We start from the raw sequence: 15,799 nt of genomic DNA on the forward strand, positions 1-15,799 counted from the left end.
CTCTGCTCACGTCGAAGCGCCGGCCTTGTGCCGGCGTTTTGCTTTTTAGCGTCACGTACCACGCTTTAGCGCTTTAAGGGTCGCTATTCTCTGCGCATTCTCAGATAATAAAATGAAACGCCATTTTATTTATGAGATCTGTCATGAATACCCCTCTGCCCACGCCCGTCTTTGCCCGCAAAAATGTTGCCTATGCCTGCGCGACCCTCTGCTGTCTGCTGTGGGGAAGCTCCTACCCGGCCATTAAAAGCGGCTATGAACTCTTCCAGATTGCGACCGACGATATCCCCTCTAAGGTGGTGTTCGCTGGCTATCGTTTTCTCTTTGCTGGCCTGCTGCTGTTGCTCTTTGCGCTGGCGCAGCGCAAACCGATCGCCCGCCTGAGCCCACGCCAGTTTGGACAGCTCTCTCTGCTTGGCCTGACGCAGACCACCATTCAGTACATCTTCTTTTACGTAGGGCTGGCGTTCACCACCGGTGTTAAAGGCTCGATCATGAACGCCACCGGCACTTTCTTTAGCGTGCTGCTGGCGCACTTTATCTACCACAACGATAAACTCAGCTATAACAAGACGCTCGGCTGTATCCTGGGTTTTGCCGGGGTGATGCTGGTGAACTTCAGTAGCGGCCTGCAGGATTTTAGCTTCGTCTGGCACGGTGATGGTTTTGTCGTGCTGGCCGCCTTTATCCTCTCCGCCGCCACGCTGTATGGCAAACGCATCTCACAAACCGTGGATCCGACGGTAATGACTGGCTGGCAGCTGGCGATCGGCGGCGCGGTTTTGTTAGCGGGAGGGTATGCGACGGGCGGTACGCTGGAGTTACACAGCTTCAGTGCGCTGGCGATTCTGGGATATTTAACCTTGCTCTCCTCGGTCGCCTTTGCGCTCTGGAGCGTGCTGCTGAAGGTGAACCGCGTCAGTATGATCGCCCCCTTTAACTTTGTGGTGCCGGTGGCCGGGACGTTGCTCTCAGCTCTGTTCCTTGGAGAGAATATCCTGGAGATCAAATACGCCGTGGCGCTGGTGCTGGTCTGTTCGGGGATCTGGTGGGTCAACAAGCGTAGCGCATAAGGCGCTGGCGGCCGGGCGGCGAATTGCGCCCGGCCTGAGGCGTTATTTCACACGTAAAAACGAGCCGTCCGGCTGGCGGGTAAACAGCACTTGCTGGCCATTCCCTGCGTCAATCGTCAGCCCTGTCACCACGCCGCTGGCGTTCTGACGAATCTGTACCATCTGACCATTCTGCAGGTTACTCAGCGGCTTACCTGCCCCCTCTACCTGTGCCATGGAATAGACATCGGTTGGCGGTAAATTATGGTCGCGGAATAGCTGCGCCAGGGTTTTACCCGGCTCTATCCGGTAGCTGCGCCACTGCTGATCAATGCCGGTCGCCTGCTGCGGCTGAGAGGTCGCCGGCGCTGCCGCCTGCTCCTGCGGCTGTTCTTCCTGAATCGGCTCGGGCTCTGCCGGTGCGACCAGCCCCGGATCGTTCGACGGCGTCACCAGCTGAGTTTGCATCGGCTGGCTCTCCGACTGAGGTTGCGATTGCGACTGCATATCAAGCTGTGCGTCCCGGCTCACCGGCGTTGTATCGCCATTGTCACCGGAGGGCAGCAGGAACCCGATAATCATCAGCAGCAGGCCGAGTATGATGCCCCGACGGTGCATCGGCGGCAGCGGGTCCATGAGGCGAAGATCGTCCGGCGCATGCCAGATCCTCGCCAGGGTAGGTTTCAGTTCAAATCGCCCGGGCATGGCTCTCCTCCTGCTCCGCGTCTTTAATCCTGTTCCGGGAAGTATAGTTTGCTAACTGCCTGAAGGGCGTAGCAAAGTGGGCTTCCGTGACACACATTCGGGAATAATCCTGATTCACGCTATTGTTTCTGTTTCGCCGCGATTTGTCATCTTTACTTAAGACAAAGTTTTACCCGTCGGAGCGTGGCTGCTATGCTGCCTGCTACTTTAAATGTGATGGAAGGAAAACCCATGACCACCCCGACTTTTGACACAATCGAAGCGCAGGCGAGCTACGGTATCGGTTTGCAGGTAGGCCAGCAGTTGAGCGAATCTGGTCTGGAAGGACTGTTACCTGAAGCGCTGGTGGCGGGTATTGCCGACGCGCTGGAAGGCAAGCAGCCTGCCGTGCCGGTAGATGTGGTGCACCGTGCGCTGCGCGAAATCCACGAGCGTGCTGATGCCGTACGTCGTGCACGTTTCGAAGAGATGGCGGCAGAAGGCGAGAAGTACCTGCAAGAGAACAGCCAGCGTGAAGGCGTGAACAGCACCGAATCCGGCCTGCAGTTCCGTGTTATCACCCAGGGCGAAGGCGCTATCCCGGCACGTACTAACCACGTTCGCGTTCACTACACCGGTAAACTGATCGACGGCACCGTTTTCGACAGCTCCGTTGCTCGTGGTGAACCGGCTGAATTCCCGGTTAACGGCGTGATCCCAGGCTGGATTGAAGCGCTGACCCTGATGCCGGTAGGTTCTAAATGGGAACTGACTATTCCGCAGAACCTGGCCTATGGTGAGCGTGGCGCAGGCGCGTCTATTCCGCCATTCAGCACCCTGGTCTTCGAAGTCGAGTTACTGGAAATCCTGTAATCGTCATGCGTTTTTCCTCTCCCTCCGCGGGAGGGGAAAATAGCGTAAAAACCTATAGTTAGAACTTAATCAACATTTAATGTTGCAAACGCGAATTTTGAGTGTATTTTTGTGAGCTGTTTCGCGCTGTATGAGTGATATGACACTCACTTTCAACATATTATTAACATAATATCTAAATCATAGTATTCATCCCGCCGAATCTTACCTAATATCGATGAGTCCTTAACAAGGGGTCGTCGCATTTTGACGCAATAAAAGGCCAGAAGAGCCTAAACAACACAGACAGGCAATACAGGAAAATTACATGGTAGATCAGGCAAAAGTCATTGCTACAGAAGAGGCATCGACTGAACAATCGCTTCGGCGAAATCTTACAAACCGTCATATACAGCTTATTGCCATTGGTGGTGCTATTGGTACCGGGCTGTTTATGGGCTCCGGTAAAACCATCAGTCTTGCCGGGCCGTCGATCATCTTTGTCTATATGATCATCGGTTTCATGCTGTTTTTTGTGATGCGTGCGATGGGCGAATTGCTGCTCTCGAACCTTGAGTACAAATCTTTTAGTGACTTCGCTTCCGACCTGTTAGGGCCGTGGGCGGGCTATTTTACCGGTTGGACTTACTGGTTCTGCTGGGTTGTTACCGGCATGGCAGATGTGGTCGCCATCACGGCCTATGCGCAGTTCTGGTTCCCCGGCCTGTCGGACTGGGTCGCCTCGCTGGCGGTGATTGTGCTGCTGCTGGGGCTGAACCTCGCGACCGTGAAGATGTTCGGTGAGATGGAGTTCTGGTTTGCGATGATCAAGATTGTCGCCATCGTGGCGCTGATCGTGGTCGGGCTGGTGATGGTGCTGACGCACTTCCAGTCACCAACCGGCGTTGAAGCCTCCTTCGCGCATCTGTGGAATGACGGCGGCTGGTTCCCGAAAGGGATTAGCGGCTTCTTCGCAGGGTTCCAGATAGCGGTCTTCGCCTTTGTGGGCATTGAGCTGGTGGGTACCACCGCCGCAGAGACCAAAGACCCGGAGAAATCCCTGCCGCGCGCGATCAACTCTATTCCGATCCGTATCATTATGTTCTACGTATTCGCGCTGATCGTGATTATGTCGGTCACCCCGTGGAGCTCAGTGGTGCCAACCAAGAGCCCGTTCGTCGAACTGTTCGTGCTGGTGGGTCTGCCGGCGGCGGCGAGCCTGATTAACTTCGTGGTCCTGACCTCTGCGGCCTCATCCGCGAACAGCGGCGTCTTCTCCACCAGCCGTATGCTGTTCGGCCTGGCGCAGGAGGGGGTGGCCCCGAGCGCCTTCGCTAAGCTCTCTAAACGCGCTGTGCCGGCGAAAGGCTTGACCTTCTCCTGCATCTGCCTGCTGGGCGGCGTGGTCATGCTGTATGTGAACCCAAGCGTTATCGGCGCCTTCACCATGATCACCACCGTGTCGGCGATTCTGTTTATGTTCGTCTGGACGATCATTCTCTGCTCGTACCTGGTGTACCGCAAACAGCGTCCAGAGCTGCATGCCGCTTCCAAATACAAGATGCCGCTGGGCAAACTGATGTGCTGGGTCTGTATGGCGTTCTTTGTCTTCGTGCTGGTATTGCTGACGCTGGAAGATGATACCCGCCAGGCGCTGATTGTTACGCCGCTTTGGTTCATTGTTCTGGGGCTGGGCTGGATTTTCATCGGCAAGAAACGCATGGCAGGCGTGCGTTAAAAAAAGGCCACCTGCGGGTGGCCAAACTAAACACTCTATCAAGGCGCTCTCAGGCGCCTTTTTTATTCGCCTGCGAGGGCACGCGGGAACAAGACGTTGTTTTCCAGACTGATGTGCTCCATCAGATCGTCAATCATTTCGTTAATACCGTTGTACATGGCGCGCCAGGTTGTACAGGCATCAGCAGGCGGCGTAACGTTATTGGTGGCGTGTTTGATCACTTCCAGCAGCTCGCCGGCTTCATCGTGTTCGCTCTCCATCACGCTGATTGGCCCCATCGCCTGGCTGCCCATCCCTTGTTTAATCATCGGAAAGAGGATCTGCTCTTCTTTCATCATATGGCTGGAGAGTTCCTGGTGCAGCATGGTCAGGTATTTGGCCAGCCCGCGCGGTACAGAGGCTTTGTCCGCATGCACGCGTTCTACTTTGGTCGCCTGTAGAATCAACTCCGGCAGCTGTTCACGATGGCGGTCATGATACCGCACGATGATATGGTCGATGATCTCTGCCAGCGGGGCGCTGCGCCAGTTTTTATCGACAGGCTGCTCGGCCAGTTCCGCCAGCTCGCTCTCGATAACCTCCACGTCCAGCGCCTTACGGGAGGCGGCACGCGCCAGCGTTTGCTTACCGCCACAGCAGTAATCCATATCATATTTACGGAACAGCGCCGAGGCGCGTGGGATAGAGAGCGCAAGCTCACCTAAAGGTTGGTCGCGGAAGGCCATGGAAGTTACCTCGTCATCAGGAATATAAGGTGCATTTTAAATACATCTTTTATCGCAGGCTATAACCCTTTAGAGGAAGGGGTAAAAAAGAGAGTTAGATCACAAAAAAATACCGGTTTTAACTCCTTGAATGAATGCAGGAAACCAGTTTAGAAACTTTTTAAAGGCGTGGAGAGCGTAAATAAGCGGCGGAGGTTGCCGATATACCCTCCCAGACAATACCTGCAAATATAAAGGCTACGCATGTTTAAACGAATAAAAGTCATTACCCTGCTGATTTCAGTGCTGCTGGCACTCGGGATCATACAGCTGATCTCTGCGGGCATTTTTATCAATGCCCTGAACAACGATAAAGAAAACTTCACGGTTTCTCAGGTCTCCAGCCAGAACGTGGCAGAGTTTACTGACGCGTGGATCAGCCTCAACCAGGCACGCGTGACGCTGAACCGCGGCATGCTCCGTCTGCAAAGCAGCGTAGCGACGCAGATCAACGGCGGGCAGCTGAATGAGCTGGTCAGCACAGCGAAAAATCTGCTGGCAGATGCCCAGGCCCATTACGACAAATACTATGCGTTGCCGGAAACGCCGGGTCTGGATGACAAGCTGTCCAGCCAGCTGGAAGAGCAGTACCGCATCTACTCCGCGACTCTGGCGCAGATGAACGTTCTGCTGGCGCAGGGCAACCTGGAAGAGATGTTCAAACAAAACGCGGAGCAGAAGCAAACCGCGATGCAGAAAGTCTACCGTGAATGGCGTGAGGCGCAGGCCGCGCTTACCGACAAGGGAATTAAGGATAACGAGAGCGACTATAAGCGCATCCTGTGGATCCTCTCTACAATGATGGCGCTGGTCATCGCGACGATTATCTCCAGCTGGATTGCGATGCGCCGCGTGCTGTTGCTGCCGCTGCAGGACGTGATTGATCATATCCGTGCCATTGCGGCGGGAGATTTGACCCAGTCTATCGATCCGTCAGGTAAAAACGAGATGGCGGTGCTGGCGCGCAATGTACACGAGATGCAGACCTCGCTCTCTCGCACCGTTGGTGTGGTACGTGAAGGTGCCGATACCATCTATACCGGTGCGGGCGAAATCTCCGCGGGCAGTAACGATCTCTCTTCCCGTACTGAGCAGCAGGCTGCCTCTCTGGAAGAGACCGCCGCCAGCATGGAACAGCTGACCGCAACGGTGAAGCAGAACGCCGACAACGCTCGTCAGGCTTCCCGACTGGCACTGGACGCCTCCTCTACCGCGAAAAAAGGCGGCAGCGTGGTGGAAGGCGTGGTGCGCACCATGGATGAGATTGCCACCAGCTCCAGCAAAATTGCGCAGATCACCAACGTGATTGACGGCATCGCGTTCCAGACCAATATCCTGGCCCTGAACGCCGCGGTAGAAGCCGCCCGTGCAGGTGAGCAGGGTCGCGGTTTTGCGGTTGTCGCCGGGGAAGTACGTACGCTGGCAAGCCGTAGCGCTCAGGCAGCAAAAGAGATCAAAGCCCTGATCGATGACTCTGGCGAGCGCGTCAGCGCAGGCTCGGCGTTAGTCAATGAAGCCGGCACGACCATGGCGGAGATCGTCAATGCCGTGACGCGCGTCACCGACATTATGGGCGAAATCGCCTCGGCGTCTGATGAGCAGAGCCGTGGCATTGACCAGGTAGGTCAGGCGGTTGCCGAAATGGATCGCGTGACTCAGCAGAACGCCTCGCTGGTAGAGGAGTCTGCCGCCGCCGCCGCCGCGCTGGAAGAACAGGCCGCACGCCTGAACGAAGCCGTGGCGGTATTTAAAATCGCCCGTGTTCAGACGCTGAAAACCCCAGCCACCAAAGCCGCTACGCCGAAGGCAAAACCGGTTGCTACGGTTTCTGAAGCGAACTGGGAAACCTTTTAATCGCTAATTAGCCTTGCGAAACCGGAACGACCGTTGGTTTTTCCGGTTTCGCGCTTACCGCAACCACCACGCCCACTACCAGCAACGCGATCCCGCCCAGCGTCAATAATGGCGGCAAACTCTGGCGCATCAGGAAGGTATAGAGTAACCCCGCCAGCGTTTCAAAAACGATTAACGGGCCGAGGATCACCGTCGGCAACTTCTGGCTGGCGACGTTCCAGCACAGCGCACCGACCCAGGAACAAAGCACCGCAATCGCCACCATTAGCCCTACAAACAGCCCCGGCCGGGGTCCAAACGGCAGGTCAAACGCCGGCAGTTCGACATTCAGCCACAGGCAAGCCGCGATATAGCCCAGCAATGAGACCGGTAGCGTCACCAGCGCCTGCGCAGTGGCCCACATCATCGGATGTTTATCCGGGTTCTCCCGCAGCCAGCGGGCATTGCGCAGGGCATACCACGCCCAACAGACCACCGACAAAAACGCCAGAATGATGCCAGAGACGTAACGCCAACCGCTGGCGTTTACCAGACCATGTCCCAGCTCGGCGACGTTGACACACACCAGTCCCAGCGCAATACAGATCAGCGCTGGCACCATTTTTGACCATGCCAGTTTGCCATCGCGCTGGCTATATAGAAGATTGGCGAAGACCGGGATCACCACCGGCAAGGTGCCAATGATCATGGTCGAGACCGGCGCCCCGGTGCGCTGAATGGCGCTTGCCAGGCAGAGGTAATAGATCAGGTTGCCCATCATGGTGAGGGCGAGGGCGGTGAGCCAGTCCCGGCGGGTAAGTTGGCGCAGGCGGGCGCGTCCCAACCAGGCGAGCGGTAGGGCGATTAACCCCAGCGCCAGGTAACGCCCCATCGACTGCAGCATCGCCGGGTATTCGGGTACGATTAACGGGCCGACAAAAATCAGCCCCCACATCAAGCCTGCAAGCAAGGCATACAACACACCGCTAATCATTTTGTTATCCACATCTTAGAAACCTGCGGTAAGTGTAGAAAGGGAGGCGCGGAGAGTATTGTACGAGGTTGCGCATTAGCGCCTCGCCACCTGCTTCTGATAGCGAACCGGGGTGATGCCATAACGGCGGGTAAAGGCCCGGGTCAGGTGCGATTGATCGGTTAAACCGGTGGCGGCGGCCACTTCAGCGGCGGGCATGCCGTGGGTAAGAAAAGCCTTGGCGCGCCACAGGCGAATGGCCATCAGCATCTGGTGCGGGGTGACGTGAAAATGGGCCTTAAACTGGCGCTGGAAATGATACGGGCTGAGCGCCACCACCTGCGCCAGTTCGTCCAGGGTCAGGGCGTGCATATAGTTGTCGTGCAGATATTCACGCACTCGCTCAAATCGGTGCGCCCCCTCCTGAATCTGCGGTGCATGGCGTGCCAGCGGCTGGAAAGTCTCAATCAGATCCAGCAGAAACCCTTTCTGAGCCAGCGGATCGTCGGTATGCCACAGGGCGTAGATAAGCTGGCCGATTTGCCGGGAGCGTAGCGGATCGTAACGGGTAACATCGCTAAACCACCAGTGACGTACGCCGGTTACCTCTTCCAGCAGGTCGGGTTCAAGATAAACCATACGGTAACGCCAGCCGCCATCGGTCGCGGACTCGCCGGTATGGATCTCATCCGGGTTCATGGTGACGACAGATTTCTCAGGGGCGAGGTAGTGGGAGCCGCGATAACGAAAGCGCTCGGCACCGGTTTCGATAGTGCCGATACCAAAGGCTTCATGGGTATGGGGTTCAAAGGCATAGCGGGAGATATGGGCATGGTAAAGCTCCACGCCAGGTAGCTGCGCCAGATGGCGAAAGCGGGCGCTGTCTCTCTCATCAATAAACTGTTCAGGTACGCCTTGCACAGCCACACTCCTCACGGGTCATTCTTTCATTATCAGAGATGACCCGTGGGGATGCTACAAAAAATAACCTGTCTTTAACAATTACAGAATCGCTTTGACGCTCTCCGCCAGCGGCGTGGTCGGGCGGCCAATCAGCGCACTCAGGGTATGGCTGTCGTCAAATAGGCCCCCTTTTGAAGCGCCTGTGTCAGAGTCTGCCAGCATCTCCGCCAGCCCGGCCGGAAGACCCACGCTCTTCAGCGCGGCAGAAAAATCGGCTTCGCTAAGATTCTGGTACTTCACGCTCTTCCCGCTCTGTTTGCTCAGTTCGGCCGCCAGTTCGCTCAGGGTCCAGGCGTTATCACCCGCCAGTTCGTAGACTTTTCCGGCATGGCCCTCTTCGGCGATCACTTTGGCTGCGGCCGCTGCGTAATCTGCACGGGTGGCAGAGGCGATTTTGCCATCCCCCGCTGAGCCAATAAACACGCCATGCTCCAGGGCAGGCGGCGCGCTGGCAAGATAGTTTTCGGTATACCAGCCGTTACGCAGCAGGGTGAACGGAATACCCGATTCGGCCAGCGCTTTTTCGGTGGCGACGTGCTCAACGTGCAGGCCCAGTGGGGAGGTGTCAGCATGCAGCAGACTGGTATAGGCAATAAATTTTACGCCCGCCGCTTTGGCGGCGTTAATGACGTTCTGGTGTTGTGATGCGCGCTGGCCCACTTCGCTGGAGGAGATCAGCAGCAGCTTCTCTACGCCCTGCAGCGCGGAGGTGAACGCCGCCTGGTCGGCGTAATCCGCCTGTCGCACGTCAAGGCCTTGCTGGCTCAGGGCCCCGGCTTTCGCCGGATTACGCACAATCGCCACAATTTGACTGGCTGGAACGGTTTTCAACAGCTGCTCGATAACATGGTGGCCAAGCTGGCCGGTAGCACCGGTAATTGCGATCATGATGAAGATCCTTCGTTTCAGGAGAGTGTTATGGCACACTAGCACCAACGCTAACTTTTAGTAAGTACGTACAAAAAGGTAAGTATCAAATGGGTCAACAAACGCTCACCGAGCAAATGCGTGATGGCAATCTGTTTGCCGAACAGTGTCCGTCGCGGGAGGTGCTTAAGCACGTTACCAGCCGCTGGGGTGTTTTGATTCTGGTGGCGCTGCGTGAAGGGACCCACCGTTTTAGCGATCTACGACGCAAAATGGGGGGCGTCAGCGAAAAGATGCTCGCGCAGTCACTGCAGGCGCTGGAGCAGGACGGCTTTCTCAATCGGGTGTCGTTTCCGGTAGTGCCTCCGCATGTGGAGTACAGCCTGACCCCGCTGGGGAGTGAGGTGAGTGAGAAGGTGGCCGCACTGGCCGACTGGATTGAGCTGCATACCCCGGAGGTGATCGGAAACCGGGAAGGGCGCGCAGCCTGAACCCCGGCAGCATAATGCTGCCGGGACAGGGCATTACTTACCTAAATCCAGCTGATAGAGGGCAAAGCCGATCTCGTCATTGCCGACTTTATGCATCGGATACTGGGCTTTCTCTTTGATGAATGCCGCCGCTTTCTCCGACGGTGAGGTTTCAAAGCGAATATCCAGCTTCACATCGCTGTGAATCGGAGCCAGGCGCCAGTTGTTGTCGGCGGCCGGATGGATTGCACCCGACTGCTTCGACTGTTCGCCAATCCACGCCGCCAGTACCGAGCGGTTCTCATCCGGTGAAGCAAAGGCGATATGGCTATCGCCCGTTCCGGCAAATTTCCCGCCGTAGGCACGATAGTTATTGGTGGCGACCAGGAAAGTGGCATTGGGATCGATTGGCTTGCCGTTGAAGGTCAGATGCGTAATACGCTCTGCCTGCGGGTTAATGGTCTGGCATTCGCCGTCATATTTCGCTGGCTGAGTCACATCAATCTGGTAATCCACCCCATCGATCACGTCGAAGTTATAGGTGCGGAAACCGTCCCAGTTAATCAGAGACTGCGGTTTTGTGCTGGTCGGGTCAATCTGGTTAAACTGCCCGGCAGAGCACTCCAGCCACTCCTTCACCTCTTTGCCGGTGGCTTTTACCACCACAAGGGTGTTGGGATAGAGATAGAGATCGGCGGCATTGCGGAAGGTGAGCTGGCCTTTTTCCACCTCAACGTAACTGGCCGGGTCGTTTTTACGCCCGCCCACTTTAAACGGCGCGGCGGCAGAGAGCACCGGCAGCTTCGCGAGGTCCGGGTCGCCCTGAATAAAGCGCTCGGTATAAGCTTTTTGCGCCATGTTCACCACCTGCACGGTGGGGTCGTCCTGCACCAGTGCCAGGAAGCTGTACATATTGTCGGAGGATTTCCCCACCGGCTTGCTAACGAACTCGCGGGTCGCGTCGTGATCGTGCTTCAGTACCTGCACCAGATCCTTATCTTCGCCTACCAGCGCCTTTTTCGCGGCGGCATCGTAGATGGGGCGCGCTTCCGCTTTCGAGGTGGTGACCTGCCATTTACCGCTGTCGTTATTCAGCACCAAATCCACCACCCCCAGGTGATCGCCCCACATCCCCGGCATGACGGCCGGAATGCCGTTCAACGTCCCTTTGGCGATGTCCGCCCCTTTAATACTGGCGAAATCTTTCCCCGGGAAGACCGCGTGCGCGTGACCAAACAGGATGGTGTCGACGCCCGGCACTTCGCTCAGGTAGTAAACCGAGTTCTCTGCCATCGCCTGGTACGGGTCGGCTGACAGCCCGGAGTGGGCGACTACCACCACCAGGTCAGCGCCTTTTTCGCGCATCTCCGGCACATATTTGCGCGCGGTTTCGGTGATGTCATTCACCGTAACTTTGCCGCTCAGGTTGGCTTTATCCCAGGTCATGATCTGCGGTGGGACAAAACCAATATAGCCAATCTTCAGGGTCTGCTTTTTGCCATCCTGATCGACCACCTCAGTCTCTTTAATCAGGTAGGGGGTAAACAGCGGCTTTTGGGTCTTAACGTCGATGATATTGGCATTAACGTACGGGAATTTGGCGCCAGCGAGGGCCATATGCAGGTAGTCCAGCCCGTAGTTGAACTCATGATTCCCGAGGTTGCCTACGGCGTAATCAAGGGTGTTCAGGGCCTTATAGACCGGGTGAATATCCCCTTTTTTCAGCCCTTTTGCCGCCATGTAATCACCGAGCGGACTACCCTGAATTAAGTCTCCGTTGTCGACCAGTACGCTATTTTTCACTTCGCCACGGGCGGCGTTGATCAGGCTTGCGGTACGTACCAAGCCAAATTTCTCTGTCGGGGCATCTTTGTAGTAATCGAAGTCCATCATGTTACTGTGCAGATCGGTGGTTTCCAGAATACGTAGATCTACCGTCGCTGCCTGTACACTCGCGGCAATCAGCGTCGCCAGGAGCGTTGCACTAAACTTAATCATTGAGGGGTCCTTTTTTCGATCCAGGCCACAAAAGAATATGTATGTATATTTTTTTGCTTACAGAATTGTGAATCCTGCCAGAAAAAAGGACCGCGAAACCGGAATTGCTTCACAGATAGCGGATTTATTCACAATACGATATAAATAAAACAAAGAGTTATACCCACTGTGATAACAAAGAGGTGGAGAATGTTAGATAAAATTTGTCAGCTCGCACGGGAGGCGGGGGATGCCATCATGCAGGTCTATGATGGCAAGGTGCCGCTCGATGTCGTGAGCAAAGTGGATGACTCGCCGGTGACGGCGGCGGATATTGCGGCGCATAGCGTGATTCTACAAGGCCTGCAGGCGCTGACGCCGGAAATCCCGGTACTCTCTGAAGAGGCACCGCAAAGCTGGGAAGAACGCCAGCACTGGCAACGCTACTGGCTGGTGGATCCGCTGGATGGGACGAAAGAGTTCATCAAGCGTAATGGTGAGTTCACCGTCAATATCGCCCTGATTGAAAAGGGTAAAGCGGTGCTCGGCGTGGTATATGCGCCGGTGCTGAAGGTGATGTACAGCGCGGCTGAAGGCAAGGCGTGGAAAGAAGAGTGCGGCGTGCGCAAGCAGATTCAGGTGCGGGATGCCAGGCCGCCGCTGGTGGTGATCAGCCGTTCGCACAGCGACAACGAACTGCAGGAGTACTTGCAACAGCTGGGTGAGCATCAGACCACGTCCATTGGCTCGTCGCTGAAGTTCTGTCTGGTGGCAGAAGGGCAGGCACAGCTCTATCCCCGCTTCGGGCCAACCAACATCTGGGATACTGCCGCAGGCCATGCGGTGGCCGCCGCCGCCGGCGCGCATGTTCACGACTGGCAGGGTAAGCCTCTCGACTATACCCCGCGTGAATCGTTCCTTAACCCGGGGTTCCGGGTGTCGCTCTATTGATCGAGCAACTTGTGCAGCAGGGCAGTGACCTGCTGCACCTCATCCTGGCTTAAGCCTCCGTCTTTTGCCCACTGGATGCGTCCCGCTTTATCCAGCACCACAACCGCCGAGCCCTCCTCCTCTAACTGCCACGCTCCGCGTACCACGCCGTTGCTGTCCACGATGAACTGTGACCAGGGGTAGAGCTTTTTATTGCTCTCCAGGCTGCTGCGCACAAACATGCCGGAGCCGGGAATGGCATCATCGGTGTTGACAATGGTGGTCGTTTGATAGCGGTCATGTGGCAAATTTGCGGTCTTGATCGCTTCAATAAGTGTGGCATTTTTCTCTTTTGCGGAGGTGCGACCGGCAATATGCATGACAACTCTCACTTTTCCTGCGAGCTGCGCGCTATTCCAGCTTTTATAGCTAAACTTATTATTGTCGAGGATCAATTCTCCCCGGTCGGCAACGCCCACCGGCGGCACACGTTGCCCCTTTTCAAAATTATGTGCACTGGCCATCAGCGGAAGCATCAGGCAGGCGACTGCCAGAACGTTACGTAGGGTCATGGTTTTTCCTTTTTTATAAATTGCAGGTGATCCGACCACTTGGTCATACGTTTTTAATGATATGTGCGATCGTCTCTGTTTACCCGCAATCTCGGTGCCAGATTGCGGTGGAACGCACATAACTGGACAAAAACGACGGCTTATACTGCCTGTAGGTAAGCTTTGCAAAGAAAATTCTGAATAACTGTCATCAAAAGGTAAATAAACTTATGCACACTGGGTATCACTGATTTTCTGGTCTATAGTCATTGGGCATCAAAATTTGCGCTCTGGAAAGTCGGGCTGAATGTGGCACCGCAAGGGCGTATGATTCGCAGGAGAAATTAAAATGAAAATTTTCCAACGCTACAATCCGCTTCAGGTAGCGAAATACGTAAAAATCCTGTTCCGTGGACGGTTGTATATCAAGGATGTTGGCGCTTTTGAGTTCGATAAGGGCAAGATCCTTATCCCAAAAGTGAAGGACAAACAGCACTATTCTGTGATGTCCGAAGTCAACCGTCAGGTTATGCGTCTGCAGACTGAGATGGCTTAACCAACGTGCTATGCAGTAATAAAGAAACGGCTCCCGATGGGAGCCGTTGATGTTTCTGGGACAGCGTTATTCCGACACTTTCTCTTGTGCATCCGGCAGCTTCGGTACCAGCACGGTCGGTTTGTTATCGATGCGGGTTACCAGCAGCTGATCGATACGGTAGTTGTCGATATCCACCACTTCGAATTTAAAGCCTGAGAACTTCACCGAGTCGGTACGTTTCGGGATCTTACGCAGCATAAACATCATAAAGCCGCCGATGGTCTCGTAGTTACCGGACTGCGGGAACTCATCAATGTCCAGAACACGCATTACATCTTCAATCGGCGTGCCGCCATCGATCAGCCATGAGTTCTCGTCACGCTGAACAATCTGCTCTTCCAGCCCCTGGCCCACCAGGTCGCCCATCAGCGTGGTCATCACGTCGTTCAGCGTGATAATCCCCACCACCAGCGCATATTCGTTCATGATGACCGCGAAGTCTTCGCCCGCGGTTTTGAAACTTTCCAGCGCTTCAGAAAGGGTCAGGGTATCGGGAACGATCAGCGTATTACGGATCTGCACGCCACTGTTCAGCGCCAGGCTCTGGTTCGCCAGTACGCGGTTCAGCAGGTCTTTAGAGTCCACGTAGCCGATGATGTGGTCGATATCTTCATTACAGACCAGGAACTTAGAGTGCGGATGTTCCGCTACTTTTTGTTTCAGGCTCTGCTCGTCTTCATGCAGATCGAACCAAATCACGCTTTCACGTCCGGTCATAGAGGACGGCACGGTACGGGATTCCAGTTCGAACACGTTCTCAATCAGCTCGTGCTCCTGTTTACGCAACACGCCAGCCAGCGCACCCGCTTCGACCACCGCGTAAATATCGTCGGAGGTGATGTCGTCTTTGCGCACCATCGGCAGTTTAAAGATGCGGAAAATCATATTCGCCAGGCCGTTAAAGAACCACACCAGCGGACGGAACACATACAGACAGAAGCGCATCGGGTTGATGATACGCAAAGCCACGGCTTCAGGCGCAATCATACCGATGCGTTTCGGTGTCAGGTCAGCGAAGAGAATGAACAGACCCGTCACCAGCGAGAACGAGAGAATAAAGCTCAACTGCTCTGAGAGTTCAGGCGAGAAGTACTTTGAGAAGAGAGTGTAAAAGACCGGGGAGAAGGCTGCATCGCCGACGATACCGCCCAGAATTGCTACCGCGTTAAGGCCAATTTGCACCACGGTAAAGAACATACCGGGGTTTTCCTGCATTTTTAAAACGCGATGTGCATTGATGTTACCGTCATCGGCAAGCAGTTTAAGTTTGATTTTACGGGATGCGGCCAGTGAAATTTCTGAAACTGAGAAAAATGCACTCACGGCAATCAGACAAAGTATTACTAAAATACTGTTTAACATATCTTATCCGGCTTTTCGCCAGATCCTCGGAAGGGAAGTTAAGTTTCGTTTGAAGAGATAGTGAAAACCGGTCCGAAGCGGTAGGCCGGTTGTTTCAGCGGCTAGTATAGCGTAAAGCACTGTAAACCCGCCAGAGATCACTTTTTGACCCAACCTTGCAGCAGGCAGGCAAGGTCGGGTCAAGG

General features: G+C 55.2%; 15 protein-coding genes. 7 read left to right on the top strand and 8 right to left on the bottom strand.

Features of this window, described 5'->3' with window-relative positions:
- The first annotated feature begins 143 nt into the window (after positions 1-143).
- Entirely contained in the window at positions 144-1,073 is a 930-nt protein-coding gene (locus JZ655_RS01965; RefSeq protein WP_207292867.1) for a DMT family transporter, read from the top strand.
- A gap of 42 nt (positions 1,074-1,115) precedes the next feature.
- Here the strand turns inward: JZ655_RS01965 and JZ655_RS01970 are convergent, their stop codons facing one another.
- On the bottom strand, positions 1,116-1,757 hold the full coding sequence (locus tag JZ655_RS01970) for a LysM-like peptidoglycan-binding domain-containing protein (protein WP_207292868.1): 642 nt from the start codon (positions 1,755-1,757) through the stop codon (positions 1,116-1,118).
- A gap of 231 nt (positions 1,758-1,988) precedes the next feature.
- Between JZ655_RS01970 and bamJ the strand changes: the two genes are divergently transcribed.
- Positions 1,989-2,609 (top strand): BamJ family beta-barrel-assembly machinery protein, encoded by a 621-nt coding sequence (gene bamJ, locus JZ655_RS01975; RefSeq protein ID WP_040077480.1) that lies wholly within the window; start codon positions 1,989-1,991, stop codon positions 2,607-2,609.
- 307 nt (positions 2,610-2,916) lie between these two features.
- The gene (cycA, locus tag JZ655_RS01980; RefSeq protein ID WP_040077479.1) at positions 2,917-4,326 is read left to right on the top strand and encodes a D-serine/D-alanine/glycine transporter; all 1,410 of its coding nucleotides are present in this window, start codon (positions 2,917-2,919) and stop codon (positions 4,324-4,326) included.
- A gap of 62 nt (positions 4,327-4,388) precedes the next feature.
- On the opposite strand, the gene ytfE is transcribed toward cycA, so the two are convergent.
- Positions 4,389-5,051 (bottom strand): iron-sulfur cluster repair protein YtfE, encoded by a 663-nt coding sequence (gene ytfE / locus JZ655_RS01985; protein ID WP_207292869.1) that lies wholly within the window; start codon positions 5,049-5,051, stop codon positions 4,389-4,391.
- A 243-nt stretch (positions 5,052-5,294) separates the two neighbouring features.
- Here ytfE and JZ655_RS01990 point away from each other — a divergent pair, with 243 nt between their 5' ends.
- The gene (locus JZ655_RS01990) at positions 5,295-6,944 is read left to right on the top strand and encodes a methyl-accepting chemotaxis protein (RefSeq protein ID WP_207292870.1); all 1,650 of its coding nucleotides are present in this window, start codon (positions 5,295-5,297) and stop codon (positions 6,942-6,944) included.
- Positions 6,945-6,951: 7 nt separating this feature from the next.
- Here JZ655_RS01990 and JZ655_RS01995 read toward each other — a convergent pair whose 3' ends face one another.
- The 3 genes from JZ655_RS01995 to JZ655_RS02005 form a co-directional block, all read right to left on the bottom strand.
- A complete protein-coding gene (locus tag JZ655_RS01995) occupies positions 6,952-7,917 on the bottom strand; it encodes a DMT family transporter (protein WP_046886402.1) in 966 nt (321 codons plus the stop codon).
- Between the two features lie 75 nt (positions 7,918-7,992).
- A complete protein-coding gene (locus JZ655_RS02000; RefSeq protein WP_207292871.1) occupies positions 7,993-8,817 on the bottom strand; it encodes an AraC family transcriptional regulator in 825 nt (274 codons plus the stop codon).
- An 81-nt stretch (positions 8,818-8,898) separates the two neighbouring features.
- The gene (locus JZ655_RS02005) at positions 8,899-9,747 is read right to left on the bottom strand and encodes an SDR family oxidoreductase (RefSeq protein ID WP_207292872.1); all 849 of its coding nucleotides are present in this window, start codon (positions 9,745-9,747) and stop codon (positions 8,899-8,901) included.
- Between the two features lie 89 nt (positions 9,748-9,836).
- Here JZ655_RS02005 and JZ655_RS02010 point away from each other — a divergent pair, with 89 nt between their 5' ends.
- Complete coding sequence (locus JZ655_RS02010; protein ID WP_040077471.1) at positions 9,837-10,217, top strand: winged helix-turn-helix transcriptional regulator; 381 nt, start codon at positions 9,837-9,839, stop codon at positions 10,215-10,217.
- A 33-nt stretch (positions 10,218-10,250) separates the two neighbouring features.
- On the opposite strand, the gene JZ655_RS02015 is transcribed toward JZ655_RS02010, so the two are convergent.
- Positions 10,251-12,194 carry a bifunctional 2',3'-cyclic-nucleotide 2'-phosphodiesterase/3'-nucleotidase gene (locus JZ655_RS02015; protein ID WP_046886405.1) on the bottom strand — a complete coding sequence of 648 codons (1,944 nt, stop codon included), beginning with the start codon at positions 12,192-12,194 and terminating at the stop codon, positions 10,251-10,253.
- Positions 12,195-12,383: 189 nt separating this feature from the next.
- Here JZ655_RS02015 and cysQ point away from each other — a divergent pair, with 189 nt between their 5' ends.
- On the top strand, positions 12,384-13,124 hold the full coding sequence (gene cysQ / locus JZ655_RS02020) for a 3'(2'),5'-bisphosphate nucleotidase CysQ (protein WP_046886406.1): 741 nt from the start codon (positions 12,384-12,386) through the stop codon (positions 13,122-13,124).
- Here the strand turns inward: cysQ and JZ655_RS02025 are convergent.
- Positions 13,118-13,675 carry a YtfJ family protein gene (locus tag JZ655_RS02025; protein WP_040077468.1) on the bottom strand — a complete coding sequence of 186 codons (558 nt, stop codon included), beginning with the start codon at positions 13,673-13,675 and terminating at the stop codon, positions 13,118-13,120. The two genes, cysQ and JZ655_RS02025, sit on opposite strands and share 7 nt — an antisense overlap.
- Before the next feature lie 328 nt (positions 13,676-14,003).
- Here JZ655_RS02025 and JZ655_RS02030 point away from each other — a divergent pair, with 328 nt between their 5' ends.
- Complete coding sequence (locus JZ655_RS02030) at positions 14,004-14,210, top strand: DUF1107 domain-containing protein (RefSeq protein ID WP_012015808.1); 207 nt, start codon at positions 14,004-14,006, stop codon at positions 14,208-14,210.
- A gap of 66 nt (positions 14,211-14,276) precedes the next feature.
- On the opposite strand, the gene paeA is transcribed toward JZ655_RS02030, so the two are convergent.
- Positions 14,277-15,614: a polyamine export protein PaeA gene (gene paeA, locus JZ655_RS02035; protein ID WP_207292873.1), complete on the bottom strand. Its 1,338-nt coding sequence runs from the start codon at positions 15,612-15,614 to the stop codon at positions 14,277-14,279.
- Positions 15,615-15,799 lie beyond the last annotated feature (185 nt).

Origin of the sequence: Leclercia pneumoniae (assembly GCF_017348915.1) — a bacterium.
In the GTDB taxonomy this organism is placed as follows: domain Bacteria; phylum Pseudomonadota; class Gammaproteobacteria; order Enterobacterales; family Enterobacteriaceae; genus Enterobacter; species Enterobacter pneumoniae.

Bases quoted from the DNA above. Each gene is read 5' to 3' on its own strand.
- cycA (WP_040077479.1), top strand. From the start codon at position 2,917: ATGGTAGATCAGGCAAAAGTCATTGCTACAGAAGAGGCATCGACTGAA.
- JZ655_RS01970 (WP_207292868.1), bottom strand. From the start codon at position 1,757: ATGCCCGGGCGATTTGAACTGAAACCTACCCTGGCGAGGATCTGGCAT.
- JZ655_RS02010 (WP_040077471.1), top strand. From the start codon at position 9,837: ATGGGTCAACAAACGCTCACCGAGCAAATGCGTGATGGCAATCTGTTT.
- bamJ (WP_040077480.1), top strand. From the start codon at position 1,989: ATGACCACCCCGACTTTTGACACAATCGAAGCGCAGGCGAGCTACGGT.
- JZ655_RS02030 (WP_012015808.1), top strand. From the start codon at position 14,004: ATGAAAATTTTCCAACGCTACAATCCGCTTCAGGTAGCGAAATACGTA.
- paeA (WP_207292873.1), bottom strand. From the start codon at position 15,614: ATGTTAAACAGTATTTTAGTAATACTTTGTCTGATTGCCGTGAGTGCA.
- JZ655_RS02025 (WP_040077468.1), bottom strand. From the start codon at position 13,675: ATGACCCTACGTAACGTTCTGGCAGTCGCCTGCCTGATGCTTCCGCTG.
- JZ655_RS01990 (WP_207292870.1), top strand. From the start codon at position 5,295: ATGTTTAAACGAATAAAAGTCATTACCCTGCTGATTTCAGTGCTGCTG.
- JZ655_RS02015 (WP_046886405.1), bottom strand. From the start codon at position 12,194: ATGATTAAGTTTAGTGCAACGCTCCTGGCGACGCTGATTGCCGCGAGT.
- ytfE (WP_207292869.1), bottom strand. From the start codon at position 5,051: ATGGCCTTCCGCGACCAACCTTTAGGTGAGCTTGCGCTCTCTATCCCA.
- JZ655_RS01995 (WP_046886402.1), bottom strand. From the start codon at position 7,917: ATGATTAGCGGTGTGTTGTATGCCTTGCTTGCAGGCTTGATGTGGGGG.
- cysQ (WP_046886406.1), top strand. From the start codon at position 12,384: ATGTTAGATAAAATTTGTCAGCTCGCACGGGAGGCGGGGGATGCCATC.
- JZ655_RS02005 (WP_207292872.1), bottom strand. From the start codon at position 9,747: ATGATCGCAATTACCGGTGCTACCGGCCAGCTTGGCCACCATGTTATC.
- JZ655_RS01965 (WP_207292867.1), top strand. From the start codon at position 144: ATGAATACCCCTCTGCCCACGCCCGTCTTTGCCCGCAAAAATGTTGCC.